Below are 23,927 nucleotides of genomic sequence, written 5' to 3'. Positions count from 1 at the left end.
GCCCCGTTTCCGGTGCCCGCACCAAGGCTCCGTCACCTGATCCAGGACGCCGTACGGGCCCTCATCGAACGCCCCACGGTTGAGAAACAGCTAGTTACACACACGACGCGCTGGGCCGCGTCATCCGCAAATCCTCCGCCGGCAAGGAAACGACCTACGCCTACGACGACGCGGGGCGCATGGTCCGGGCTGTCGGACCGGACGGCGAACTGACCCACCAATACGACCGGGGTGGACGCCTCCGAACAACGATGACCGACGGGCACGTCATGACCTACGCGTATGACGCTCTTGGCCGCCGTGCGCGACGTGTGACGCCCACTGGCCGGTCCACCAGCTACGGCTACGATGCCGCTGGCAGACTCGCTCATCTGAACGCTGGCACCCAACACGCATCAACTTCACCCTTGATGCGGCAGGCCGCGAACTGACACGCACTTTCGGCGACACGCTGACCCTCACCGCGACCTTCGACGAGGCCGGCCAGCTCTCCACTGAGCGGCTGACCCACGGCGCGCGCGCTCTGGTGAGCCGCACCTACAACTACCAGCTCGACGGACATCTCACAGACCTCGACGACACCCTGCGCGGGCGTCGGCATTTCGATCTTGATGCGATCGGTCGAGTCACCAAGGTCACTGCTGCGAACTGGACGGAGACGTACGCCTACGACGGCGCTGGTAACCAGACGACCGCCTCATGGCCGGCTTCTCATCCGGGCAGCGAAGCCACCGGGCCCCGTGCGTACGTCGGCACGACCATCACGCGTGCCGGAAGGGTCCGTTACGAGCACGATGCTCTTGGTCGCATCACCCTGCGCCAGAAGACCCGCCTCTCCAGGAGGCCCGACACCTGGCGATACTCGTGGGACGCCGAGGACCGTCTCACCGCCGTCACTACACCGGATGGGACACGATGGCGTTACCGGTATGACCCGCTGGGCCGGCGCACCGCCAAGCAACGCCTTGGCGACGACGGATTGACCGTCGTCGAGGAAACTCGCTTCACCTGGGACGACGCTACCCTCTGCGAGCAGACGACCACCTCCCCGAGCCTCCCCCGCCCGGTCGTTCTGACCTGGGACCACCAGGGCACACGCCCCATGGCCCAGCACGAACGCATCATTGCTGCGGACACCGATCCATCGACGACAGACGAACGCTTCTTCGCGATCGCCACGGACTTGATTGGTGCTCCCGCCGAACTCGTTGACGAGTCCGGAAATCTCGCCTGGCACTCTCGGACAACGCTCTGGGGCACCACCGCCTGGGGAAAAACCAATACCGCTTACACCCCACTCCGGTTCCCCGGCCAATACCACGACCCCGAGACCGGCCTCCACTACAATCTCAACCGGCACTACGACCCCGAGACTGCCCGCTATCTCACCCCGGATCCACTCGGCCTCACACCGGCGCCCAACGCATTCACCTATGTTCACAACCCCCACTCATCGTCCGACCCCCTCGGCCTCGCCCCCTGCCCTCGCGGCGGCTGGGAAAAGAAGGCAGACTTCTCGAGCCAGAAAGTAATGAGCAAGAAGTTTCATGCACATGGCGACGATTTTTTGGACGCGAAAGGCAATCTGAATGGAGCAAACCTGAAGCGATTCGAAGAAAGCATGCGCTCCCATATAACCGCAGACGGGACAAAGATTTACCGCTTTGATTACAGAGGCCAGGGGCCAGCCGCGGGTTTCATTAATCCAGCCACCCAAAAAATGGTGATGCTCCACGCGGACGGGAAATTTTGGTCGGCCTGGAAATTGGGAGACAAACAATTTAAAGACATCATCGACAAGGGATTCCTTTGGTGACTGATTACAACATCCCGGGCGAAGCAAACTCCGATCAGCTGGGGATTTTGTCCAGCCTCGGGGATTACAACTCGGCCTGGCTGGCCGTCGGCGCCAAGCTCGTCGTTCCGGTGCCTGCCGGCTCGCGCGTGGACGACGCTCTGGTCCAGCGCATCACCGAAGGCTGCCGAACGGGAGGAGCGGACGCTGTACTAGTGATGGCGATCGGGTCCGAAACTGCTAGCCGAACCTGGCATCTGATTACACCAGACATAGCGGCATCGGAATTGGTTGGATTCGGTCCTCCCCTCCTTCTTGCCTCGTCGGACCGGCAGGGTGCGATTCTGTTTCCCCGCCCTGGGTACGTGCTAGTAGCAGGAACAGCAGGATTCCTGAAGGGCGCCGTCCCGGAAGGGGTGGACGGAGGGCGAGCCCGCTTCGGACGATACGTCCGAACCGCAGCCAAGCGATGGCCAGAACTCAAGGACATCTCGCAGTCATTTCCCCCCCGCCACATTGCCTGGGCCCGCGCACGGGAAATTCCCGCCGGAACAGGCACTGCTCGTCAGGTGAATCTGATGCAGGCCTTCACCGCGGGGTCCATCAGCGGAGCGGACTTCGCCCGCGGCTGGCTGGACGCCCGCCGCACATCCCAGAATAACGGCGAGAGGCTCCGCGACCCACTCCTCACGGCCCTCGATCAGATCTTCTCACTGTTGGAAGACTATTCAATCGATCCGGCCCTCAAAGATCCTGACGACCTATCGGATGAAGAGCTGATGGATGCGGTACGAAAAACCATGGAGCGTACCGATGGATTTTGATGACCGACGCGTGCAACTGCCTTCGGAAGGTGCACGAGAATTTCAGTGATATTCGAAGTGATGCATATACCTCCCTCTTCTTCGCCGAAGCCGGCGAGGCGCCCCTCATCTCGAAAGTAAGTGAAACGAAGTGGAATTCCTGAGGAGTTGACGACTCCGTCACGTACGCCGTGGATGCTCGGATCACGTCCTGGACCGACCGCAACGACTCTACGTTCCGCTATGTGTACGACGACGCGGGCTGGGTGGTCAGCACGATCGGCCCGGACGGCTATCTCTCCTCCACGTTCGCGTACGACACTCACCCGGAGACCGGCGACCCTACGCCTCGGCGGTACTCGCATGACCCGCGGGCGGGTACCCCCAGCGCCGGAAGCCGCACCCTCCAGTCGCGAATCCCTGACCGGAACGAGCGGTGCCGCAAACCCAAGCCCTCTCACGCATACTCCAGTATGCTCGACTTATGTCCTCTACGACTCGCATCACCGTCACGCTCCCCAGCGACCAGGTGGCGGAGCTCCGCAAGCTCACGGACAACGTCTCCGGCTATGTAGCGGAAGCCGTGGCCCGCCAGATCAGGCACCAGCTTCTGGGCGACGACCTCCGCCGCCACGAGGAAGAGCATGGAGGCTTCAGCGACGAGGAGCTCGCCGAGGCCCGCGTGAGGATCTTCGGCTCCGCCGGCTCTTCCAAAGACGCGGACGCCGCGTGAGCGAGCGCATCGAGACCGTCGTCCTGGACTCGGAAGGGCTCTCCGCCTGGATCGCGCAGGACCGCAAGCTCCTCGCCATGCTTCAGGTCTTCCACGGCATGGGAGCCGACCTGGTGATCGGGGCAAACACCATCGTGGAAGTCAGCCACTCCCGCACCAACATTCCCCGCCTGAACTGGGTCCTGTCCCGTGTCAAGGTGGAGCCCGTCACCGAGCAGGCGGCGAAGGCGGCGGCTGAGCTCCTCAAAGGCGCTGGGGTGCACGGGCACAAGTACGCCATTGACGCCACGGTCGCCGAGGTCGCGCTCCGCCAGCCGAAACCCGTCGCCCTGCTGACCTCCGACAGCGACGACATGACCAAACTCTGCGGCAGCCAGGTTCGCATCATCCCTCTCTGACCAGCCGGCCCGCCCGGATCACGCGTCGCACCGCCAGCTCTCGCGCCCCCTCCGTGCCCAGCAGAGCGGACAACAGCGGTCAGATACGGCTCCCAGAGACCGGGAGCCATCCACCTGCCCGTTCCGAAATCGCAGGTCAGAGCCCCTCCAACAGCGTAAGAACCGTTGATTCCCAAGCTCGGAGCGCGAGTTCGATTCTCGTCACCCGCCCCATGAAAGCCCCAGGCCGACGGCCGGGGCTTTTCTGTTGCCACAAGCCCGATCAGGCGCCCCGCTCCCGCTCCGCACCCGACGTGTCCGTCTGCTTCTTCCGGCAGCCCGCACCCCATGGGCGTGTATGTCAACTATGATAGTTGCCATATGCTTCGGTGTATGGAGACGAAGACGTACACAACCATCGACCTGCGCAAGGGGATGGGCGAGATCCTGGACCGGACCCGGATCGCCGGCGAGGCCGCCGCCATCACCCGCAAGGGGAAGACCGTCGCCTACCTGGTGCCGGCCGAGTGGTTCGAGGAGATGGCCGGTCGATACCAGTCGCACGAGGACCGGCACGAGGCGGCCTGACCCCCCTCCCTATCAAGGAGCCTGAACCATGCCCGCCCATGCACTCCACTTCGATGGGTACGAGGGGGGACCCCTGCGGTTGCCGCCCATGCCCGAACACACGCCTCAAGCACTTCGGTTGGCGATTCAGGAACACACTCCGCACCTCCTCCCGGACTTCGAGGCGCACTGGAAGCGCGTCATCGGTGACGCCTTCAACATCACCCCCGTGCCCGCCTTCATGCACCTGTGGTGGACGCAGTACGCCATCGCCCGGGATCCCGTCCTCGACTCGCACCTTCGCGACCTCGAAGCCCGGGCCGCCAAGTCCGAGGACCCCGAGGAGTCCATCCGGCTTCTGGAGGAGTACAGCCGCCTCCGGCACGAAGCCGCTGAGAGGAAGCCCGGAGAGTGATCGACGAACCACTCCGGCCGCCTTGGCAGATGGACTGGACGAAGCAGGCACAGCACGACTTCCAGAACATGCCCGCCGAAGGCAGTGACCTGGTCATGAGTGCTCGTGCGGAACTGATCACCGCTGAAGACCCGTACTTCCGAGGAATCGACGCCGACGTCTCGCTCCCGCAGTGGATGACCGTCCGGCCACTGGCTTCCACGAACCCCGGCGGCCCCCACATCGTGGACCTGGCCGGCGGACGCGGCTGGCTCATCTACACCTTCATGCGCCGCCACGCCGACCCGCAGATCGTCGTCACCGAAGCCTTCTGGGCCTGACGTCCGCGCCACCGGAACGTCTGCAGCACAGGTGGCTTCCGTTGCGTTTTCCGTGACCCGCTCCCGTACAAAACCTCAGACTGGTGACCCGCCGTCGACGTGCCCCATCCGCGCCCAACAGAGCGGACAACAGCGGTCAGGTACGGCTCCCCGAGACCGTGGCCATACACCTCGTCCAGCACGAAAGCGCAGTTCAGAGCTCCTACAACGCCCCAAGGACCGTTGATTTCCAAGCTCGGAGCGCGAGTTCGGTTCTCGTCACCCGCTCCAGGGAAGAACCCCAGGTCAGAGAACTGGGGTTCTTTGTCCAGACCTCTCGGCGGGCGCGAGAGGTTCACGGCGATCCGCGGTGGCGGGAAGGCATGGATGGCCGGCCACAACCCCGCGATCACGACCGCCCCCTTCGTCGTCCTCGGCGAGAAGTACGTCGGCGACGCCCTCAACCGCCTGGCGACCTGAGCGCCGGTGCCGGGGCTGCCCGGCGTCCATGCCGGGCAGCCCCGTCTACGGGGACCGGCTCACCGGGCCTCCCGGAGTTCTCGTACCGCCCAGCGAGCGGTTGCGGGGAGGGCGAGTGCCGCGCCGGCGAAGAGGGTGGCCAGAGCCGCCCAGCCCACGATGCCGTGCGGGAGGACGAACGCGGTCAGCAGCCCGGGGCCCAGTGCCTGGCTCACGGAGATCCCGGTCTGGTAGATGCCCTGGTACGTGCCCTGCGCGTGATCGGGTGCCAGGTCGTAGGAGAGGGTCCAGCTGCCCGCCTGCGAGATGACCTCGCCGAAAGTGAGCAGGACGACGGCGGCCACGAGAACCACCGTGGCCGCGAACGGTGAGCGGTCGGCGGAGCACGCGACGGCGAGACAGGCAGCCGCGACCAGGAGGCCGCCACGCCGGAAGGCGCGCGCGGCCTGGACCGGGCCGGTGACACCGCGGACAGCCCGGACCTGAAGGGCGACGACAAGGACGGTGTTGATGACGAGGAGCCAGCCGACCACGGCCTGCGGCGCGGTGGTACGGGTGAGGAGCCACAGCGGCAGCCCCACTTCGAGAACGACGTAGAGGGTGTTCACGACCGCGTTGAGCGCGGTGACGGCGAGATAGGGCACGTCGCGAAGCGGGTGCCCGGACCCCGCCGCGGGAGCGGCTCGCCGGACCGCTGCCACCCGGGCTGTCCGGGGCGGCTGCGCGGGTACCGCACGGGTCGGCACGGGAATGGCGCGCAGCGGGATCAGCGCGAGGAGGGACGCGGCGGCACTCAGGCAGATCGCCCCCCGGTAGGCCGCACCGGTGTCGAAGACGATGACGACCGATCCGAGGGTGGCGCCCGCTCCGATGCCCACGTTGTTGACCGCCCGCAGCAGCGCCAGGGCACGGGTGCGCAGACCAGGAGGGAGGACATGCGCGTACAGGGCGCCGCGCGCAGCGGCGTTGGCGCGGCTGCCGGCCGTGGCCAGGCAGGCCAGGGCGAGGAAGACCGGGAAGGAATCGGCGACGGCGTACAGGGCGATCGCGCCTGCCTGCAGGAGGTGCAGGCAGGTCAGGACTCCTTTCGCGTTCCAGCGGTCGCACGCGCGGCCCGCGGGGAGGGCAGCGAGGATCCCGCACAGTCCCGCCACCGTCAGCGCCAGCCCGACCCGCTCGACGGAATAGCCCAGTCCCCGGGTGAACCACAGGGTGCTGATGGTCAGGAAGAGCCCGTTGCCGAGGGCGTTGACCGACAGCAACGCGGCGAGCCCGCGCACGGTCGGGTCGCCGCTCAGCCGGGGAGCCGGGGCGGGAGTGGCCGGCATCGGCGCCGGGGTGGTCTTGGTGGTCATGCCACCAGCACACCTTCGACCTGGTGCACCCGGAATGGATTTACCCTGACACTTAATGATTCGTTTCCGTCTCGGCGTGGCCGACCTCGCGGCGACCTCGTTCGCCTATTCGCCGTTGCAGGAGACCGTTCTCAGCTTGCGGATGTGGAGTGGCCACGCGCCGCGCTTCCCGGCGCTGCGCGAGAGCTTCGACGGCCTCCGCCCGGCCTTCGAACGCCTCGACCACGTTCTGCTGACCTCGCTGGTGGCCCGCCGCCGGTACTGGGTCCCCGATTTCCTCACTCCCCGGCCGCCCACCTCGGCACCCCACATCCGCCGTGAGTTCGACGCGCTGCGCGCCACCGACCCGGCCGTGGTGCGGGCGGGCCTGGAGCAGACGTTCCTGCCGCTGGGTGAGCCTGTCCCGGCCAGACTGGCCGACGCCTGGGAAGACCCGGCCCGCCTGCTCGCCGACATCGCCGACGCCCTGGAGGAGTACTGGGTGGAGTGTCTGCGGCCCGTCTGGTGGCCCAGGGCCAAGGCCGTGCTGGAGGCCGACATCGCGTACCGCGCCCGCGTCCTGGCCGAAGGCGGCGCGGACGCCCTGCTCACCGGAATCAGCTCCCGGCTGTCCTGGGCGGAGGACATGCTCACCATCGAACGCAGCGGTCCATGGCCCTCGCCACCGACCGAGATCCCGATCGACGGACGCCGGCTGCTGCTGACTCCCAGCTGCTTCGCGGACGGCGTCTCCACCATGCTCAGCTCCCAGGCGCTGCCGCACATCGTCTACGGCGCGCGCGGCCTGGCCACTCTCACCGAACGCCCCGAGCCGCCGGCCTCCCAGGCGCTGGAACGGCTCCTGGGCGCTCCACGCGCGCGCCTGCTGACCCTCCTGGCCGAACCCGCCTCCACCACGGAGCTCGCTCACCGTCTCGGCGTCACCCCCGCCGCCGTCAGCCAACACCTGTCCGTCCTCCGAGCAGCTCACCTCCTGGAGCGAACCCGCCACGGGCGCCACGTCCGCTACCGGCACAGCGCGCTCGGCGCGGCCCTGTGCGAACCCCACCATCAGCCGTGCTCAAGCCCCGTGCCGCGTCCGACCGGTTGATCCGCAGGCCGATGCGGGTTCGGCGTGCCGTCATCGCTCATGGGTGCCCGCTGCCAGATTCCTTTCCGGTTGAACGGCGTCTCCTGGACGAACCGGTGCCGGGACTTCTCCGGCTCGCTACCGCGGTCATGGTCCGGACGCTGACGAAGAGTGGATTCAAGCAGCAGTTCGCTCAGGTCCCGCGGCATGGTGATCATGCAGTCGTGTCCGGTCGGCAGTTCCCGTATCCGCGCCGGGGAGCCGTTGGGCTGTGTCGCGGGGACGGGCCGCCGCACGATGCCTTCCGGCTCCGCGCCGACACAGTGGATGTGCGTACGGGGGACCGGGTCCAAGGCGGGATTGTCCAGCCGGACCGGTTGCCGCAGGCAGCGCACCGGCTGGTCGGAGAGCGTCGCACGCAGCCATGCGATGTCCGCCGGGTCGGTAACGCCGAACAGCCCGAGGGGCGGAGGCATCTCGGGCGGGGGCGGGATGCGCCAGCCGTGGCCGGACCCGGCGGCCAGGTCGATCAGGTTCTGGGTCATGGGCTGCACGTCGACGGCGGTCTCGCCGTGCTCCGGGACCATCGCGTCCAGGTACACCAGATGCGCGATCCGTTCCGGCACCTCGTTGGCCACGGACGAGACGACCAGCCCCGCGTAGCTGTGCCCCACGAGCACCACCTCGCTCAGGTCCTCCTCGTGGATCAGCCTTACGACGTCCTCGACGTGCGTGTCGAGCCCCACGTCGGGACCGAGCAGGTGTGCCTTGTCGCCGTAGCCGGTCAGCGAGGGCGCCAACACGCGGTGTCCGGCCGACTCCAGCAGGGGGACCACCCGCTCCCAGCACCGGCCGCTGTGCCAGGCACCGTGCACCAGCAGAAAGGTTGCCATGCGGAATTCTTCTTCCTTTTCGAGGCGTGGCGGCACGGGAACATCACGGTTCCTGTTTGCACCTCGGTTCTCTTCGGGAACCGTAATCATCGTGCTGCACCTGCCGCACCCCGATCAATAAGGCACATTCACGTGCCCCGGTTCTCCGGAGGTAACCATGAACGGCGCAGCGGGCGGCACCTCGCGGGCGGCACGGACGAGGAACCCGTGCCAGGCTCGCGAAGTGCTCGGCATCGTCGGCGACAAGTGGTCGCTGCTGGTCGTACGCGACCTCAGCCAGGGGCCACGCCGCTTCACCGAACTCAAGCGGGCCGTCGACGGGATCAGCCAGCGGATGCTCACCGTCACCCTGCGCGGCCTGGAACGCGATGGGATCCTCACCCGGACCGTCCGCAATGTCATGCCGCCGCACGTCAGTTACGAACTCACTCCGATGGGCCGGACCCTCCGTGAAGCCACCATGCCCCTGTTGGAGTGGAGCATCACGCACCTGCCGCACATCGACGCCGCCCGCGCCGCGTACGACGCCCGCCCCGACACCCCGACCGCCTGACCCCGGCCCCCGCTCCGCCCACCGGAGCAGGGGCCGGCCGCCTCCTTGCTTTCGGGAAAACGCCGTACCCGAGGTACTGAATACCTGTGCCGGCGGTCTCAGAATTTAACGGCCCACACCGGGAGGGTTTCTGTTGCGGCATGCGCGGGAAAATAATTGACGCACATAATCCCCGGGAGCGTGCTACTGTCGGACTCAGTTGCAGTTTTGGTACCCAAAAACTTCAAGCGCCTCAGGTCGGCCTCAAGCCGCAGGGGGTGCTTCGTATTTCCGGTCGTTTCCGGGCAGGGCATCATCGCGGCGACAGCGGGATCCGCAGAGTGCGGATCCCGGTGCACTGCCCAAAGGAGATCGACATGGCTACTGGCACTGTGAAGTGGTTCAACGCGGAAAAGGGCTTCGGCTTCATCGAGCAGGACGGTGGCGGCGCCGACGTGTTCGCCCACTTCTCGAACATCGCCGCCCAGGGCTTCCGCGAGCTGCAGGAAGGCCAGAAGGTCTCCTTCGACATCGCTCAGGGCCAGAAGGGCCCGACGGCCGAGAACATCGTTTCCGCCTGACGCCGACGCGCATTTCGTAGCTGGGGCCCGCATCCCTCGGGGTGCGGGCCCCAGCTACTTGCATTTCCATGGTGGCCACGTCCACGGGAACACATTATTGAGGGGCTCAGCCTCCTCGAAGCCGGTGCCGACGACGCGCCGGATCCCCTCTCGCGCGCCATCCCCCGTTTCCGCCTACGCCGGCACGGATTTTCCGTGGGCCGCGTTCGCATTCCATTCGGTCCGTGCCTGTGATTCCCCGCGCCGCTACTCCGCTGCGGAATTCCTTGATACGTGCCGTATCAAGGAAGGTTCAGCATGAACCCCACCCGCACGAACAGCCGTTCCTCCCACGCCCGCCGCGGTGACGGCCACGGGTACGCCCCCGCCGCTGGTTCGGCCCGGGGCAGCCGTTTCCCCTCGTCCGCCCCGAGCCGTTCCACACGTCCGAGCGGTTCGGGTGGCCGCCGGCCCACCGCGATGCGGGGAGAGTTCGCCCTGCCCGAGACGCTCACCCCGGCACTGCCCGCGGTCGAGGCGTTCAGCGGCCTCGACCTGCCGAGGAGCCTGCTGGACGCGCTCACCGCGCAGGGCGTGACCACGCCGTTCCCGATCCAGGGTGCGACGCTGCCGAACTCCCTGGCGGGCCGGGACGTCCTGGGCCGCGGCCGGACCGGCTCCGGCAAGACGCTCGCCTTCGGCCTGGCCCTGCTGGCCCGCACCGCCGGCCGGCGCGCCGAGCCCCGTCAGCCGCTGGCCCTGGTCCTGGTCCCCACCCGGGAGCTCGCCCAGCAGGTCACCGATGCCCTCACCCCTTACGCCCGCGCCGCGAGGCTGCGCCTGGCCACCGTCGTCGGCGGGATGTCGATCGGCCGGCAGGCGAACGCGCTGCGGGGCGGTACCGAGGTCGTCGTGGCCACCCCGGGCCGCCTCAAGGACCTGATCGAACGCGGTGACTGCAGGCTGGACCAGGTCGCGACCACGGTCCTGGACGAGGCCGACCAGATGACCGACATGGGCTTCATGCCGCAGGTCACCGCGCTCCTGGACCAGGTCCGCCCCGGGGGCCAGCGCATGCTTTTCTCCGCGACTCTGGACCGTAACGTCGACCTCCTGGTGCGGCGCTACCTCACCGATCCCGTCGTCCACTCCGTGGACCCCTCGCAGGGCGCGGTCACCACGATGGAACATCACGTCCTGCACGTGCACGGTGCCGACAAGCACCGGCTGACGACGGAGATCGCCGCGCGCGAGGGCCGGGTGATCATGTTCCTGGACACGAAGCACGCCGTGGACCGTCTCACCCAGCACCTCCTCGCCAGCGGGGTCCGGGCGGCCGCTCTGCACGGCGGCAAGTCGCAGCCGCAGCGCACCCGCACCCTCTCCCAGTTCAAGACCGGGCACGTCACCGTCCTGGTGGCGACGAACGTCGCGGCACGCGGCATCCACGTCGACCACCTCGACCTCGTCGTGAACGTGGACCCGCCGGCCGACCACAAGGACTACCTCCACCGCGGCGGCCGTACCGCGCGGGCCGGCGAGTCCGGCAGTGTCGTCACCCTGGTCACCAGCAACCAGCGCCGCGACATGACCCGCCTCATGGCGGCTGCCGGCATCGTGCCCCGGACCACCCAGGTCCGCTCCGGCGAGGAAACGCTCAGCCGGATCACCGGCGCCCGGACCCCCTCCGGCATCCCCGTGACGATCACCGCCCCCGCTCCCGAGCGGCGCAGGCGCGGCACGTCCCCCACCACTCGACGCAACCCGGCCGCGGCTGCCCGGCGCGGCGGCGGACGCCGGCCCGTATCGGACGCGGCGGCCTGAGCACCGCGTGATCCGGAAGCCGATCCATCTCCCCAGGAGGCAGTTGTGACACCGGTCCAGCACCAGTCCGACCCGACGGACGCCGGCCCCGTCCCCCCGGAGACGCTCGACTCCATGGACGCGGCCGGACCCCAGGTCTGCGACGACATGACCGTGGAGGTCGCCCTGTCCGTCATGGCCAGTGCCAGGACCGGACGCCTGAGGGTCTGCGACAACGACGGCCTGTGCACCGGGCTGGTCACCCGTGCCCACCTCACCGTCGTCCGCGACGGACCCGGCTACTCGGACCGGCTCCAGCTGCGTGACGTCCTCGGCGACCGCGGGCCGCGCCCCGCACCCGCCGCCATGGCGGCAAAGGACCCCACGTACCGCCGGCTCTCCACCCACTTCGCCGCGGACGAGAGGGACAACGCCCCGGGCGCCCTCGCCCCGGCCCTCTGAACCGTCTCCCCGCGGGACAATCCCCTTCTCTCCCTGTGAGGCATCGTGCGCTGTGTCATCGCCCGCTTCCCGTTCGAGCTCACCAAGAGCGGCGTCCTGGACTCCATGAGGGGCGTCAGGCCCGAAGAGGTCGTCGGCGACTCCGTGACCATCGGACGCCGCACCTACCCCGTCAAGCAGGTCGGTGAGGTCATCACCCGCCAGGACCGCCGCGACTTCAGCGCCGACGAAGTCCTCCGGGCGATGACCAAGCTCGGCTTCACCTGCCGCAGCGCGTCCCTGACCGCCGCGTCCGCCCCGGCCCTCAGCCCGCTCCAGCACGCCTCCGCGATGCTCGGCAGCCCGGTGGCCGTCTGACCGCCTGATGCCCGCCCGGCCGCCCGGGCGGCCGCCCCCTGAACACGCGTGAGGGCCCGACCGGCACGTACCGGTCGGGCCCTCACGCGTACCCGTGGATTCCTCCGCGCGAGGTCAGTGCTCGGAGTAGGTGAAGTCGCCCATGGTCCAGGCGCTGACATCCGCGATCGAGACGCGGTACATCCCGCCCGTCTCCGGGATCCCCACCGTGCCCTGGAGGATCCGCGCCATATGGAAGTGCAGATACGCGGGCGGGCCGTCCCTCCGCGTCGTAGCGGTGAACACGGCGGAGAACTCGCCCAGCCGGGGCGAGTCCGTCAGGACTTCCGACACTCTTTGCCTCCACACGGCTTCGGGTGCCAGCCGACCGGTGATGACAGCACCACCGGCGACCACGGTCAGGGACATCTGGTTGCTGTGCCCGGACTCCACCAGCGTGGCGACGTCAACGAGCAGCTCGTCAGGCTTCGACATGAGAGCCGATCTTATTCACGGCTCGTCCTGCCGTCCCCCGGCCGGCAGTCCTCCGGGAGACCGGCCCGCTTCCTCGAAGGACCGGCGCACGACTGCGGCCGCTCGGGTGATCCGGGGGTCCCGGGTCGGCCCACGAGTCCGCGGAGGTCGATTACCTCCTCACGAGGAACCCGAAAATCTATCGTGATCAGAGTAGACATCGCGTTGCGATCCAGTTAGCCTTTCTTCCGTACCCAGAGAGACAGCAATACCCGGCAGAGACGGACTGCCGGTAGTGGACGTAGTCGCAGGACGGTACGGCGGTGGAGTTTCGAAGCCAGGGTTGTTGCAGGACGGCGACGGGACTGACGGCCGGACCGGGTGGCCCGCAGCAAGGGGCCGCCGAGGCGGGACCGCTGTCACGACAGTGGCGGTACCCGCGAGTGCAGTACGAAGTACCCCACCGGTAAGTAATTGATCACCGCAGGAAGAACGGAGGAGCCCGCGCCATCAGGATCGCCCGGGACGGAGCCACCGGCCCACCCGGGTACCGCAGGACATCGATAGTGAGGTGGTCTCCGGTCAAGCAACCGCGATCCCCGCGCTCCCGACAGCAGCCGGGTCGGAGCTGCGGATACAGAAGGCCGGCGCCGTGTCAGGGCCGGCAGGTGGTGTAGTAGTTCCTTCGGGGCCTTGGTGCCGTGTGGCACCAAGGCCCCTCCACGCGTTCCACGAAGAGGTGCAAGTGACAGCAGACAACTCGTACGGCCGTCTTGACGACGACGACTATCCCGCCTACACGATGGGCCGGGCCGCCGAGATGCTCGGCACGAGCCAGGGCTTCCTCCGTGCCATCGGCGAAGCCCGTCTGATCACCCCGCTGCGCTCGGAAGGCGGCCACCGCCGCTACTCCCGCTACCAGTTGCGCATCGCCGCCCGCGCCCGTGAACTGGTCGACCAGGGCACACCCATCGAGGCCGCCTGTCGCATCGTCGTCCTGGAAGACCAACTGGAAGAGGCGCAGCGCATCAACGCCGAGTACCGCCGCGCCGCCCAGTCGGCAGAGTCGCCGGCCTCGGACTGAGGCGGCGCCCCGGGCGCCGGCGAGGGCTCGCGTGCATGCGCGTGGGGCGCCGTCCGGGAAACGGCGGTACGGGTGAGGGCTTCGCCCCCTCCGCCGGCGGACCGCCCCGCGTGCCACCACGTGCCGACAGCGACGGTGAGCGGCGGGGACGAGGGGGCGCGGCCGGGGCCGCGAGAACAGCGCCTCCAGGGGGCGTTGTCACAGGTCGGCAGCCCTGCAGACTGCCGGATGCCCGGATGCCGGATGCCCGGATGCCGGATGCCCGGGTGCCGGGTGCTTCCCAGGCCCGGAGCGCGAGTTCGGCTCCCGTCCACCGCTCCTGTCCCGCCCCCGCGGTCGGCGTGCAGGGGCTCCACCGTCGCCCGGGACCCCGGCACCGGCACCCGGCCGCCCCGGGGCACCCGTTCGGGTCACTCCCAGCGAGCGGGCGGGCCGGGGGCGGCCGAGGATGAGAGGGCCGGGCTCGCGCGGCCCCGGCGGCCGCACCCCGGTCCGGAGACTCGCCGGGCCCCTTCCCGGCCGGGCAAGGAGACATGCATGGAGACAGCCCGTGGGTGACGCCATCGGTCAGATGCTGACCTCGGCCGTCGGTATCGCCATCAGCCCCCTGCCGCTGATCGCGGTGATCCTCATGCTGGCCACCCCGAAGGGACGGACGAACGGTCTCGCGTTCACCGGCGGGTGGATCGTCGCCCTCGGCGTGGTCGTCACCGTCGTGATCCTCGCCGGCTCCGGCGCGGACGCCGCCGGCGACGACGGACCGGCCGCCTGGACCCTGTGGCTCAAGCTCGTTCTCGGTCTGCTCTTCCTGCTCCTGTGCGTGAAGCAGTGGAAGGACCGTCCTCGTGAGGGCCAGGAGGCCCCGGTGCCCGGCTGGATGAAGGCCATCGACACCTTCAGCCCCGGCAAGGCCGCCGGTCTCGCCGCCGTCCTCGCCGCCGCCAACCCCAAGAACCTCGTCCTCGCCGTCGGCGGCGCCGTCTCCATCGCCGGGTCCACCGCCGACGCGGGCGGCAAGGCCGTCGCCGCGGTCCTCATGGTGCTCATCGCCTCGCTCTGCACGCTGCTCCCGCTCGGCGTCTACCTGACCGGGGGCGACAAGGCGGAGCAGGTCCTCGGTGGCTGGAAGGCGTGGATGGCCCGCCACAATCCGGCCATCATGACCGTGCTCTTCCTCGTCCTGGGCGTGAAGTACATCGGGGATGCCCTCAGCGGTCTGACCACCTGATGGCGGCCCGCCCGTGGACGGAGGCGTTCTCCCGGCTGCGCGGGCTCGGGCGGCCTCGCCCCGCCGATGCCGCGTCCGGGGCGGTGACGGGGCTCTTCTCCATCCCGGAGGGCATGGCGTACGCGTCGATCGCCGGCTTCAATCCCGTCGCCGGGCTCTACGCGGGGGTGGTGCCCGCGATCGCGGGCTCGCTGACCTCCCGTACCGTCCTCATGGTCACGACGCTGACCAGCGCCATCGCCCTGACCTCGCAGAGCGTGCTCTCGGACGCCGGGCTGGACCCCAAGGACGCCGGGAACGTGGCCGTGCTGACCGTGATGGTCGGTGCGGTGATGCTGCTCATGGGCGTCCTGCGGCTCGGCGCGGTGATGAGCTTCGTGTCGAACGCGGTGATGACCGGTTTCTCGACCGGCATCGCCCTCCAGATCATCACCGGTGTGCTCGAGGACGCCACCGGGTACGACCCGCACGGCCACAACAAGCTGTACCAACTGGGCGACTGGATCGCGCACGCCGGAAAGTGGGAAGGCGCCGCGACCCTCGTCGCCGCCGTCACCGTCGCCGTGTGGGCCGCCTCGCGGGCCGTGAAGCGGCTGGAGCCCGTCGCCCTGCTCATCGCCATGGTCGTCACCAGCGTCGGCGTGGCGGTCCTGGGCACCGATGTGGAGCTCGTACGGGACATCGCGTCCATCCCCGGCGCGCTGCCCTCCTTCTCCGCACCGGACCTGTCCGCCGTGCCGCATCTGATCGGCGGAGCGTGCTCCGTGGCGCTGGTCGCCCTCGCGCAGGCCGCCGGGGTCTCACCCTCGGTGCCGAACCCGGACGGCTCGCGGTCGGACGTCAACGGCGACTTCCGGTCGCAGGGATACGCGAACCTGCTCGGCGGCCTCTTCCAGGCGCTGCCGTCCGGCGGGTCCCTGTCCCGTACCGGAGTCGCGGTCTCCGCGGGGGCGCGGACCCGCTGGGCGGGCGTGGTCTCCGGCGTCTTCCTCGCCCTGGTCGTCCTGGTCTGCGGCTCGCTCGCCGAGCGCATCCCCATGCCCGTCATCGGCGGGCTGATCCTCGTCGTCGGCGGCGAACTGATCTGGGGCAAGCGGCACGACGTCCTGCTCGTCCTGCGGACCTCGTGGATGTCGTCGGCGGCGATGATCCTCACCTTCCTCGCCACCACTCAACTCCCCCTCCAGCAGGCGATCGTGCTCGGCGCGGTCCTCTCCCTCCTGCTCTACTGCGCCCAGGCGGCCCGTCAGGCCCGGCTCGTCGCCCTGCGCCGCACCCCCGACCGCCCGTCCGGCCCCGGCCACTGGGAGACCACCGAGCCGCCGGCCGTGCTGGCGCCGGGCTCGGTCACCGTCCTCGAGTACGCGGGCTCCTCGTTCTTCGCGGAACTCCCCCGCATCGAGCACCTGCTGCCGGCCACCGACGGCGCGCGCGGCGCGGTCCTCGTCCTCACCCTCCGCGCCCTGCCCGACGTGCCGTCCTCCGCCATGCTCAAGCTCCTCGACCGGTACGCCGCCCGCCTCGCCGGCGAAGGGGGCCGGCTGGTCCTGTGCGGGGTGCAGCCCGCGTTCGTACGGCTGCTGGAGCGGTCCGGTCTGGGCCGGCGGCTCGGGGAGGACGGGATCGTCCCGGCCACGACCGCGGTCTTCGGCGCGCTCGACACCGCGTACGCCCGGGCCCGCCACTGGGCGGCCGAGCACGGGGCCGGGGATCCCGGCCGCTCACGGTGACGGTTCTCGCAGGCGCGTACGACCATGGCCCTCGTCCGTCGCGCCCAGGGGACCACGCCGTGGTGTTCGTGCAGCACTTCACCCTTCCCGAGGAACCACTGCTGCTCGCCCACGACTCGGAGAAGGGGCGGGCCCTGCGCGCGGAGCGCAGCCGGGCCCTGGGCATCATCGCGCAGCGGCGCCACCCCGTGGGCCCGGACGGCCCGATCTCCCGCGCGCGGGAACGGGTGGCCGCCGTTGCGCACGGCACGCCCGCCGATGAGCGCGCCCGCCTGCTGGGCGCGCTCATCGGCGCGACGGGGCCGGCCCGGCACGTGCTACCCGGCGACCGGCTATGGAACGGCCTGGGAGATGAGCGTCGTCGCCCGCAATGTGCGCATGTACGAGTCCGACGTGATGTACGGCGATCCCGAGCCGCTCGGCCGCCCCTGGGAGGAAATACGTTGGTACTCGGGCAATGAGGAGATCAAGGTCCCGAAGCCCGACATCCCCGAGATACAACCGCCCACACCTGACAAGAAGAAATGAATCGCACCATGACAGACGAAGAGGGCCGTACGTCCGCCGCGGAGATCGTCTCGGCGCAATGGAGGGAGATCCTCGACTCCGCCGAAGGCCTGATCGACCCGGCCATGCCCCGGGCCGCCCACGCCCACCCCCCGGCTGCGGGAACTGTTCCCGATGGTCAGCCACGGTGCCTTGTCCCTCCACCGGTGCACCCGCTTCCCCTGGACCAATGACGTGGGCACCCTGTACCCCCGTGCCGGCGGCGGCTTCATGGTGATCCGCAGTTCCGACCACACCGTGCTCGGTAAACCCGACACCGTGGAGGACGCCGTCGCTCTCATCGTCGCGAACCTGCCGGAGGGGACCGGCCCGGCGATCGACGGAACGGCTGACGACCTCTGACCGACGCAACCTCGCTCGGCGACGTTTCGGCCGTCCTCCTGGACGCGGCGGGCACCCCCGGCGCCGCCGTCGTGACCGAAGTGCCGCTCACGGAGAATCCGGGGTGTCCCGGCGGCCGCAACGTCGGGCTGGAGGTGCTGCGCGACGCGGACGAGGTCCATGTGGTCGTCGCCCTGCTCCGTGCGGTGCACACCGGAACGCACATCTGCCCTGCGCCGATAGCCCGTTCCTCCCCGCCCCGAAGGACGGGGCATCCCGGGAGAATCAAGGTGACCGTCCGGCCGGACGCCGGGGTCGCTCAAAGGACCGGAGGGCGACCCCGTCGCGGGGCGGATGACCCGGCTGGGAAGGCCGCCGATCCTCTGAGGTGCTCCGGGGCGGCCGCCGCCGCCCCGGAGCACCCGCACGGTCAGGACGTACTGCAGGACACCGTCGGCCAGGTCCAGCTGCCGTTGGTCTGGAGGGTGACGCCGAAGGTGTTGCCGCTGCCGTTGGGCTTGGCGGTCAGCACCTGGGCGCTGGGGTAACTGGCGCTGACGTTCCAGGTGGAGAGGACCTTCTCCGGGGACGGCACGTTCATCGTCACGGTCCAGTTGCTGGAGCCGGAGACCGCGACGTTCAGGTTGTAGCGGTCGCCCCACTTCTCGCCCGCGGAGAGCGTCGCGGTGCAGCCGTTGCTGCCGCCGCCGGGGGTGCCGCCGCCGTTGTCGCCGCCGCCGGACGTGCTGCCCAGCGTGATGCTGGAGCTGCCGCTGCTCTGGTAGCCCTCGGTGGCCATGATCATGTAGTTGAAGCTGCCGAGGTTCATCCCCTGCCGGGCCCAGGCGTCGAAGTGGTTGCCGGTGGTGATGGTGCCGCCGGTCCGCTTGGACTGGCGGACGCTCCAGTACTGTTTGAAGGTCTTGTTGCCCTCGATCGAGGGGGCGTTGGTGCGCGTCGTCTCGTAGATGTCGTACGTGCCGCCGTCACTGGTGACCGTGCCCTTGAAGGTTCCGGTGGGCCGGTACGTACCCCAGTTGTCGACGATGTAGTACTCCACGAGCGGGTTCTGCGACCAGCCGTAGAGGGCCAGGTAGGCGTTGCCCGACGGGTTGAAGGAGCCGGAGTAGGTCACGCTGCGGCGCCCGCCGGTGCTCCAGCCCTTGCCGGCGACGAAGTTGCCGGTGTTGCTCCAGGACGTTCCGTAGCTGCCGCCGGAACCGAGGTTCATCGAGACGGTGCCGGGGCTGTCGGTCCAGAACGAGTAGTAGTAGCCGTTGTCGGTCCCCGTCCGGTTCGAGGTGACGGTCGTGTCGGCGGTGGCCGTGCCGGGCAGGGCGATCGCCGCGACGGCGGCCATCACCAGGGCGAAGGCGCTGCGGATGAACAGGCGGAGGCCGTCGGTCGGTCGGGTGCGGCCTCGCGGGCGGCTCGTCGGATGTGCGGGGGTCGCGTGCATGGGGGAGCTCCTCCTCGTCCTCGTGAGCAGGTGGGCGTCGGCGGGGGCTGCCGACGGCGCTCAGTGTTGGACCGCCCCCAGGGGGTGTCAATGGTTTCGGCACGAGTTGCGAAACTGTCGAATGGCTTTCCCCGCAAGGGAGTTGAGCATCACCACAGTTCAGGAGCCGTCTCCTAGACGGCGACCCGGATGAAAATCCGGCGGAAGCGAGCCTTCCCAGCGACCCGCATACCCCTCTTCTCGAAAGTTTCGAACCGGGATCGGGGCCTCCCGCCCACCCCCTCGGGGCCGGTACGTTTGCCGGGTGGCGGTCGGCGAAGAGGTACGGGCGGACGCGGGCGAATCGAAGCGGGAGCCGCGGTGGCGGGCGGGCACGGGGCGGCCGTGGTGGCGGGTCCACCGTGTGCCGCTGATCTCCGTGGCGGCCGTGCTGCCGCTGTACGCCGTGTGGGCCGCCGTCCTGGCCACCGGCGGCGGTGACCTCGCCGCGCAGCTGGCGTGGGCCGGATTCACCGCACGCCACCCGGAATCGGCGTACAACCTCTCCTGGTACGGGGGGATGCACACCGCCAACTAAAGCGTCTTCTCCTCGTACGTGATGGCCCTGCTCGGCGTCCGGACGGTCTCCGTGCTCTCCGGGCTCGCCGCCACCTGGCTCATGGCCCGCCTCTTCGTGCGTACGGGTGTGCGCCACGCGCTCGTGCCCGCGCTGCTCGGCGCGCTCGCCCTGTGGTGCAACGTCGCGTCGGGGCGTACGACCTTCGCGCTCGGCGTGGCCATCGGGCTCGTCGCCTGCCTGTACGCCGGCCGGGCCCCGGTGGCCGCGACGGCGGGGGCGCTCACGACGATGGCCAGCCCGGTGGCCGGGCTGTTCCTGGTCGTGACGGGCGCGGCGTACGCCCTCGACCGCCGGTGGCGGACGGGGGCCGTCCTGGTGGTCCCGTTCTTCGCGGTCGTCGGGGCCACCACGCTGCTGTTCCCCTTCCAGGGCGAACAACCCATGCCCGCCGACCGGTTGTGGCCGCCGATCGCCGTCTGCGCGGCGCTCGCGATCGCGGCGCCCCGGGCACGGGAGTGGCGGGTGCCGCGTTACGGGGCCGTCGTGTACGCCGTCGGCGTGCTGCTCACGTTCCTCGTCGCGTCCCCCGTCGGCACGAACGTCGAGCGGCTGCTCGGACTCGTCGCCGTGCCCGTCCTGTGTGCGGCGCTCTTCGCCACGGTCCGGGCCGGGGCGCGGGCGCGCACGGGGGTGCTCGCCGCCGCCCTCGCGCTCTCCGGGTTCTGGCTCGTCGACAAGACCCTGGACGACCTGCGCGTCTCCACCACCGTGCCGGCCTGGGCCTCGCACACCGAGGGCGTCGTCGCCGCACTCGACCGCCTCGGCGCCGACCGGGTCCGCGTGGAGGTCGTCCCGGCACGCGACCACCGGGAGGCGACCCTCCTCGCCCCGCACGTGGCCATGGCCCGGGGCTGGAACCGCCAGCTCGACGTCGAGCGCGGCCGGCTCTTCTACGAGGGCGAGCTCACCCCGGACCGCTACCGGGCCTGGCTCGACCGCTGGGCCGTGGGCCTCGTCGTCCTGCACCACGGCCGGCCGGACGGGCCCGCCGAGGCCGAAGCGGACCTGGTCAGGGGCGGGCTGCCGTGGCTGGAGCAGGTGTGGCGGGACGACGGCTGGACGGTCTACCGGGTCCGGGACGCCACCCCGCTCGCGCCCCCGCCCGCCACGGTCACCGGCGGCGGCGAGGCGGACCTGGTCCTGCGCATGGAGCACGCCGGCTCGGTGATCGTACGCCTCGCCCACTCGCCCTGGCTCCGCGTACACGGCCCCGGCGGGGCCTGCCTGCGGCAGGACGGCGAGTGGACACGGCTGACCGTGCGGGAGGCGGGCACATACCGGCTGGACGCGGCGTACGGGCCGGGCCGCTTCACGGGGGGCTGCTGAGCGGAGGCCGGCGGCGGCCGGGCCCCCGGGCACACCCCGTCCGCGTCACCGGCCGCCACCGGCCGGCCGGGTGTCTTCACCTCAGAGCCGCGCCGCCAGGCGCGCCTTCGCCTCCGGCCACTCCTCCGCGAGCAGCGAGAAGTACACCGTGTCGCGCCAACTGCCGTCCGGGCGGCGGCGGTGGCGGCGCAGGACGCCCTCGCGGCGGGCCCCGAGGCGGGCGATCGCCGCCTGGGAGCGCTCGTTGAGGTGGTCGGTCTTCAACTGCACGCGTCCCATGCCCAGTTCCTCGAAGGCGTGGGTGAGCAGGAGCAGCTTGGCCTCCGTGTTGACGGCGGTACGCCAGTGCGCGCGGCCGTACCAGGTCGAGCCGATCTCCAGGCGCTCGTGCCGCACGTCGATGTCCAGGAAGCCGGTCCAGCCGATGGCCCGGCCGGTCGCCAGGTGGATGACGGCGAACGGCACGTACGACGCGTCCGCCACCAGGGAGGTGAGGTTGGCCTCCAGCGCCTGCGGGGTGCGGGGCGTCGGGACGCCCTGCCAGCGCCAGACCTCGTCGTCGTCGCCACCGGCGGCGAAGAGGTCGTCGAGATGTGCGGGGGCGAGGGGTTCGAGGCGGACGTGGCCGCCGGTCAGGGTCACGGGGAGCGGGCTCGTAGCGGGCATGGGGGCACCCTAACCCCGTACGCACTAGCGTCAAGTAATTTACGTACTAGTGCGTATTCTCGGCGTTCTCCGTGTCCGCCCGCCCCTCGCGCTCGGCGGCCTCGCGCAGGGCGGCCGCCATCGTCCGGATCTCGGGCAGTTCGTCGTACAGGGCCTGGCCGGGGCAGCTCGTCTGGTACGTGTCGCGATGGCCGGAGATGACGTTCAGCACGGCCACCTCGCCCTTGGGGTACCTGCTCCTGTCGTTCGTCGAGCGCAGCCGCACCTTGCCGCGCGGGTCCTCGCCCGGCCGCAGCTTCCAGGCCGCGAGGGTCGCCAGCGCCCGGACGACGACGGCGGGCACCTTCTCGCCGTCGTGGTAGTCACCGAGCACCGCGATGCCCACGCTGTCGGCGTTGAAGCCCGTGGTGTGCGCACCGCGCACCGAGCGCGTGACGCCGCCGGCCCGGCCCTCGTAGATCGTTCCGCACCGGTCGACGAGGAAGTTGTAGCCGATGTCGTCCCAGCCCCTGCCCTTGATGTGGGCCTCCTCGACGTTCCGGATCAGTTCCGGCGCCTGAGCGCAGTCGTAGTCGCTCGTCTCCCCCGTGTGGTGGATGAAGACCGCGCGGACGGCGCCCGTGTAGGCGGCGTGCTCCCGGACGATGGACTCGTCCGCGTGCCAGGCCGCCCTGCTGACGATCGCCGGCCGCGGCACCGTCCGCGCCCGCTCATGCGCGGGCGTGGGGGGCGGCTCGGCCAGGACGTGGGGCACCGGGGTGTCCCGCGGGACCAGCAGAGCCAGCGGGAGGACCGCGGCACCCAGCCATATTCGATGGGGCCACATGGGTCCACCCTGCGGCTTTCCCGCCCGGCCCGCAGATGAGGTGGCCGATCGGGTGATAGGGGCCCGGGCGCGGAATATCTCCGTGGCCCGCCCCGGCACGCTCCGCCGATATCCTGGGGCGGCGAAGGCCGGTGGCGGCCGCTGCGCGGCGGTGGGGCCAGCCGTACCCGAACCGCGGCCGGCGAACCCCGCCCACGGTCCCTACCTGCGCAGACGCGCGCCCACGCCCGGTGGGCGCCCCGGCAGGCAGGAGACGCGATGCCCGGCAGAGCGCCCGGAGTCCTCGGCCCCCGCACGGGGAAGAACCCGCAGACCGCGGTCGTCGCCGTGGTCGCGCTCGGCGGTGCGACCGGGGCGTCCGCCCGTTACGGGGCCTCGCTGCTGTGGCCCCCCGCGCCGGACGGCTTCCCCTGGACGACCCTCGTGGTCAACGTGGCCGGCTGCGCGGTGATCGGCGTGTTCATGGTGGTGATCAGCGAGGCGTGGGCGGCGCCCCGGCTGGTCCGGCCGTTCTTCGGCACCGGCGTGCTCGGCGGGTTCACCACCTTCTCCACCTACGCGGTGGACATCGAACGCCTCGTGGCGAAGGGCCGGGCGGGCACGGGGGCGGCTTACCTCGGCGCGACCCTGCTCGCGGCCCTCGCGGCGGTGTGGAGCGCGGTGTGGCTGACGCGCCGCGCGCTGGCGTGGCGGACCGTGCGGAGCCAGAGCCCCGGCGACGGCCCCGGCATGCCGGGGGAGCGGCGTTGAACTGGCTCCTCGTGATCGCCGGAGCGGCCATCGGCGCCCCGCTGCGCCATCTGACCGACCGGGCCGTGCGGTCCCGCCGCCACACCGCCCTCCCGTGGGGGACGTTCATCGTGAACACGGCCGGCTGCCTGTTCCTGGGCCTGCTGACCGGCGCGGCGGCGGCCGGGGCCGCCTCCTCGCATCTGCACCTGCTGCTCGGGACCGGGTTCTGCGGGGCGCTGACCACGTACTCCACGTTCAGCTACGAGACGCTGCGACTGGCCGAGGACGGGGCCCGGTTCCACGCGGTGGCCAACGTCGTGGCGAGCGTGGTCACGGGCCTCGGCGCGGCCTTCGCGGGCGTCACGCTCGCCGGGGCGCTCTGGACCTGACCCGCCCCGAATCGCCGGAGCCCGGCC

26 protein-coding genes and 4 pseudogenes are annotated in these 23,927 nt (G+C 70.1%); 24 read left to right on the top strand and 6 right to left on the bottom strand.

The window, feature by feature from the left end:
* Positions 1-113: 113 nt before the first annotated feature.
* The 9 genes and pseudogenes from ABZ564_RS28800 to ABZ564_RS28760 form a co-directional block, all read left to right on the top strand.
* Positions 114-1,483, top strand: a pseudogene (locus ABZ564_RS28800) (RHS repeat-associated core domain-containing protein); the annotation flags it as partial.
* A 48-nt stretch (positions 1,484-1,531) separates the two neighbouring features.
* Positions 1,532-1,816, top strand: a complete 285-nt coding sequence (locus ABZ564_RS28795) for a colicin D domain-containing protein (protein WP_360862023.1) — start codon at positions 1,532-1,534, stop codon at positions 1,814-1,816.
* Entirely contained in the window at positions 1,813-2,619 is an 807-nt protein-coding gene (locus ABZ564_RS28790) for a colicin immunity domain-containing protein (RefSeq protein WP_360862015.1), read from the top strand. The genes ABZ564_RS28795 and ABZ564_RS28790 overlap by 4 nt, the downstream gene beginning before the upstream one ends.
* 170 nt (positions 2,620-2,789) lie before the next feature.
* Positions 2,790-3,173 (top strand): hypothetical protein, encoded by a 384-nt coding sequence (locus ABZ564_RS28785; RefSeq protein ID WP_360862013.1) that lies wholly within the window; start codon positions 2,790-2,792, stop codon positions 3,171-3,173.
* The gene (locus ABZ564_RS28780; protein ID WP_360862011.1) at positions 3,083-3,331 is read left to right on the top strand and encodes a type II toxin-antitoxin system CcdA family antitoxin; all 249 of its coding nucleotides are present in this window, start codon (positions 3,083-3,085) and stop codon (positions 3,329-3,331) included. The genes ABZ564_RS28785 and ABZ564_RS28780 overlap by 91 nt, the downstream gene beginning before the upstream one ends.
* The gene (locus tag ABZ564_RS28775; RefSeq protein WP_360862009.1) at positions 3,328-3,729 is read left to right on the top strand and encodes a DNA-binding protein; all 402 of its coding nucleotides are present in this window, start codon (positions 3,328-3,330) and stop codon (positions 3,727-3,729) included. The genes ABZ564_RS28780 and ABZ564_RS28775 overlap by 4 nt, the downstream gene beginning before the upstream one ends.
* 372 nt (positions 3,730-4,101) lie before the next feature.
* A complete protein-coding gene (locus tag ABZ564_RS28770; protein WP_360862007.1) occupies positions 4,102-4,296 on the top strand; it encodes a type II toxin-antitoxin system Phd/YefM family antitoxin in 195 nt (64 codons plus the stop codon).
* A gap of 28 nt (positions 4,297-4,324) precedes the next feature.
* Positions 4,325-4,690 (top strand): hypothetical protein, encoded by a 366-nt coding sequence (locus ABZ564_RS28765; RefSeq protein ID WP_360862005.1) that lies wholly within the window; start codon positions 4,325-4,327, stop codon positions 4,688-4,690.
* Positions 4,687-5,010: a hypothetical protein gene (locus ABZ564_RS28760; RefSeq protein WP_360862003.1), complete on the top strand. Its 324-nt coding sequence runs from the start codon at positions 4,687-4,689 to the stop codon at positions 5,008-5,010. Before ABZ564_RS28765 ends, ABZ564_RS28760 begins: the two co-directional genes overlap by 4 nt.
* Before the next feature lie 518 nt (positions 5,011-5,528).
* Here ABZ564_RS28760 and ABZ564_RS28755 read toward each other — a convergent pair.
* Positions 5,529-6,824: an MFS transporter gene (locus ABZ564_RS28755; protein WP_360862001.1), complete on the bottom strand. Its 1,296-nt coding sequence runs from the start codon at positions 6,822-6,824 to the stop codon at positions 5,529-5,531.
* A gap of 55 nt (positions 6,825-6,879) precedes the next feature.
* Between ABZ564_RS28755 and ABZ564_RS28750 the strand changes: the two genes are divergently transcribed.
* The gene (locus ABZ564_RS28750) at positions 6,880-7,914 is read left to right on the top strand and encodes a helix-turn-helix domain-containing protein (RefSeq protein ID WP_360861999.1); all 1,035 of its coding nucleotides are present in this window, start codon (positions 6,880-6,882) and stop codon (positions 7,912-7,914) included.
* A 155-nt stretch (positions 7,915-8,069) separates the two neighbouring features.
* On the opposite strand, the pseudogene ABZ564_RS28745 reads toward ABZ564_RS28750, so the two are convergent.
* Positions 8,070-8,786 (bottom strand): annotated as a pseudogene (locus ABZ564_RS28745) (alpha/beta hydrolase family protein); the annotation flags it as partial.
* A gap of 157 nt (positions 8,787-8,943) precedes the next feature.
* Here ABZ564_RS28745 and ABZ564_RS28740 point away from each other — a divergent pair.
* The 5 genes from ABZ564_RS28740 (at position 8,944) to ABZ564_RS28720 (ending at position 12,500) form a co-directional block, all read left to right on the top strand.
* Positions 8,944-9,339 carry a helix-turn-helix domain-containing protein gene (locus ABZ564_RS28740; protein ID WP_360861997.1) on the top strand — a complete coding sequence of 132 codons (396 nt, stop codon included), beginning with the start codon at positions 8,944-8,946 and terminating at the stop codon, positions 9,337-9,339.
* Between the two features lie 356 nt (positions 9,340-9,695).
* Positions 9,696-9,899, top strand: a complete 204-nt coding sequence (locus ABZ564_RS28735) for a cold-shock protein (RefSeq protein ID WP_072489439.1) — start codon at positions 9,696-9,698, stop codon at positions 9,897-9,899.
* 297 nt (positions 9,900-10,196) lie between these two features.
* The gene (locus tag ABZ564_RS28730; protein ID WP_360861995.1) at positions 10,197-11,702 is read left to right on the top strand and encodes a DEAD/DEAH box helicase; all 1,506 of its coding nucleotides are present in this window, start codon (positions 10,197-10,199) and stop codon (positions 11,700-11,702) included.
* Positions 11,703-11,816: 114 nt separating this feature from the next.
* Positions 11,817-12,143: a CBS domain-containing protein gene (locus ABZ564_RS28725; protein WP_360862021.1), complete on the top strand. Its 327-nt coding sequence runs from the start codon at positions 11,817-11,819 to the stop codon at positions 12,141-12,143.
* Positions 12,144-12,188: 45 nt separating this feature from the next.
* Positions 12,189-12,500 carry an SCO5918 family protein gene (locus tag ABZ564_RS28720; RefSeq protein ID WP_360861993.1) on the top strand — a complete coding sequence of 104 codons (312 nt, stop codon included), beginning with the start codon at positions 12,189-12,191 and terminating at the stop codon, positions 12,498-12,500.
* Between the two features lie 114 nt (positions 12,501-12,614).
* On the opposite strand, the gene ABZ564_RS28715 is transcribed toward ABZ564_RS28720, so the two are convergent.
* A complete protein-coding gene (locus ABZ564_RS28715) occupies positions 12,615-12,974 on the bottom strand; it encodes a hypothetical protein (RefSeq protein ID WP_360861991.1) in 360 nt (119 codons plus the stop codon).
* A 724-nt stretch (positions 12,975-13,698) separates the two neighbouring features.
* Between ABZ564_RS28715 and ABZ564_RS28710 the strand changes: the two genes are divergently transcribed.
* From ABZ564_RS28710 to ABZ564_RS28685, 6 genes and pseudogenes are all read left to right on the top strand, one after another.
* Entirely contained in the window at positions 13,699-14,037 is a 339-nt protein-coding gene (locus tag ABZ564_RS28710; protein ID WP_360861989.1) for a MerR family transcriptional regulator, read from the top strand.
* 550 nt (positions 14,038-14,587) lie between these two features.
* The gene (locus ABZ564_RS28705; protein ID WP_360861987.1) at positions 14,588-15,265 is read left to right on the top strand and encodes a GAP family protein; all 678 of its coding nucleotides are present in this window, start codon (positions 14,588-14,590) and stop codon (positions 15,263-15,265) included.
* A complete protein-coding gene (locus ABZ564_RS28700) occupies positions 15,265-16,995 on the top strand; it encodes a SulP family inorganic anion transporter (RefSeq protein ID WP_360861985.1) in 1,731 nt (576 codons plus the stop codon). The genes ABZ564_RS28705 and ABZ564_RS28700 overlap by 1 nt, the downstream gene beginning before the upstream one ends.
* A gap of 351 nt (positions 16,996-17,346) precedes the next feature.
* A complete protein-coding gene (locus ABZ564_RS28695; RefSeq protein WP_360861983.1) occupies positions 17,347-17,523 on the top strand; it encodes a hypothetical protein in 177 nt (58 codons plus the stop codon).
* A 153-nt stretch (positions 17,524-17,676) separates the two neighbouring features.
* Positions 17,677-17,904, top strand: a complete 228-nt coding sequence (locus tag ABZ564_RS28690) for a DUF6193 family natural product biosynthesis protein (RefSeq protein WP_360861981.1) — start codon at positions 17,677-17,679, stop codon at positions 17,902-17,904.
* Positions 17,905-17,945: 41 nt separating this feature from the next.
* A pseudogene (locus ABZ564_RS28685) lies at positions 17,946-18,080 on the top strand (glycosyltransferase family 2 protein); the annotation flags it as partial.
* A 233-nt stretch (positions 18,081-18,313) separates the two neighbouring features.
* Here ABZ564_RS28685 and ABZ564_RS28680 read toward each other — a convergent pair.
* Positions 18,314-19,243 carry a glycoside hydrolase family 11 protein gene (locus ABZ564_RS28680; protein ID WP_360862019.1) on the bottom strand — a complete coding sequence of 310 codons (930 nt, stop codon included), beginning with the start codon at positions 19,241-19,243 and terminating at the stop codon, positions 18,314-18,316.
* A gap of 502 nt (positions 19,244-19,745) precedes the next feature.
* On the opposite strand from ABZ564_RS28680, the pseudogene ABZ564_RS28675 reads away from it, so the two are divergent.
* Positions 19,746-21,287: pseudogene (locus ABZ564_RS28675) on the top strand (hypothetical protein).
* Between the two features lie 81 nt (positions 21,288-21,368).
* On the opposite strand, the gene ABZ564_RS28670 reads toward ABZ564_RS28675, so the two are convergent.
* Both ABZ564_RS28670 and ABZ564_RS28665 read right to left on the bottom strand, forming a co-directional pair.
* Positions 21,369-21,953 carry a GNAT family protein gene (locus tag ABZ564_RS28670; protein WP_360861979.1) on the bottom strand — a complete coding sequence of 195 codons (585 nt, stop codon included), beginning with the start codon at positions 21,951-21,953 and terminating at the stop codon, positions 21,369-21,371.
* Between the two features lie 46 nt (positions 21,954-21,999).
* The gene (locus ABZ564_RS28665; RefSeq protein WP_360861977.1) at positions 22,000-22,779 is read right to left on the bottom strand and encodes a peptidoglycan recognition protein; all 780 of its coding nucleotides are present in this window, start codon (positions 22,777-22,779) and stop codon (positions 22,000-22,002) included.
* 258 nt (positions 22,780-23,037) lie between these two features.
* On the opposite strand from ABZ564_RS28665, the gene crcB (ABZ564_RS28660) reads away from it, so the two are divergent.
* Together crcB (ABZ564_RS28660) and crcB (ABZ564_RS28655) are read left to right on the top strand one after the other, a co-directional pair.
* A complete protein-coding gene (crcB, locus tag ABZ564_RS28660; protein ID WP_360861975.1) occupies positions 23,038-23,529 on the top strand; it encodes a fluoride efflux transporter CrcB in 492 nt (163 codons plus the stop codon).
* Entirely contained in the window at positions 23,526-23,900 is a 375-nt protein-coding gene (gene crcB, locus ABZ564_RS28655) for a fluoride efflux transporter CrcB (RefSeq protein ID WP_360861973.1), read from the top strand. Before crcB (ABZ564_RS28660) ends, crcB (ABZ564_RS28655) begins: the two co-directional genes overlap by 4 nt.
* Positions 23,901-23,927 lie beyond the last annotated feature (27 nt).

It is taken from the genome of Streptomyces sp. NPDC019224, from assembly GCF_040632605.1.
Taxonomy (GTDB): Bacteria; Actinomycetota; Actinomycetes; order Streptomycetales; family Streptomycetaceae; genus Streptomyces.
The sequence above is the reverse complement of the archived record's forward strand: the minus strand, read 5'-3'. Positions and strand labels throughout refer to the sequence as shown.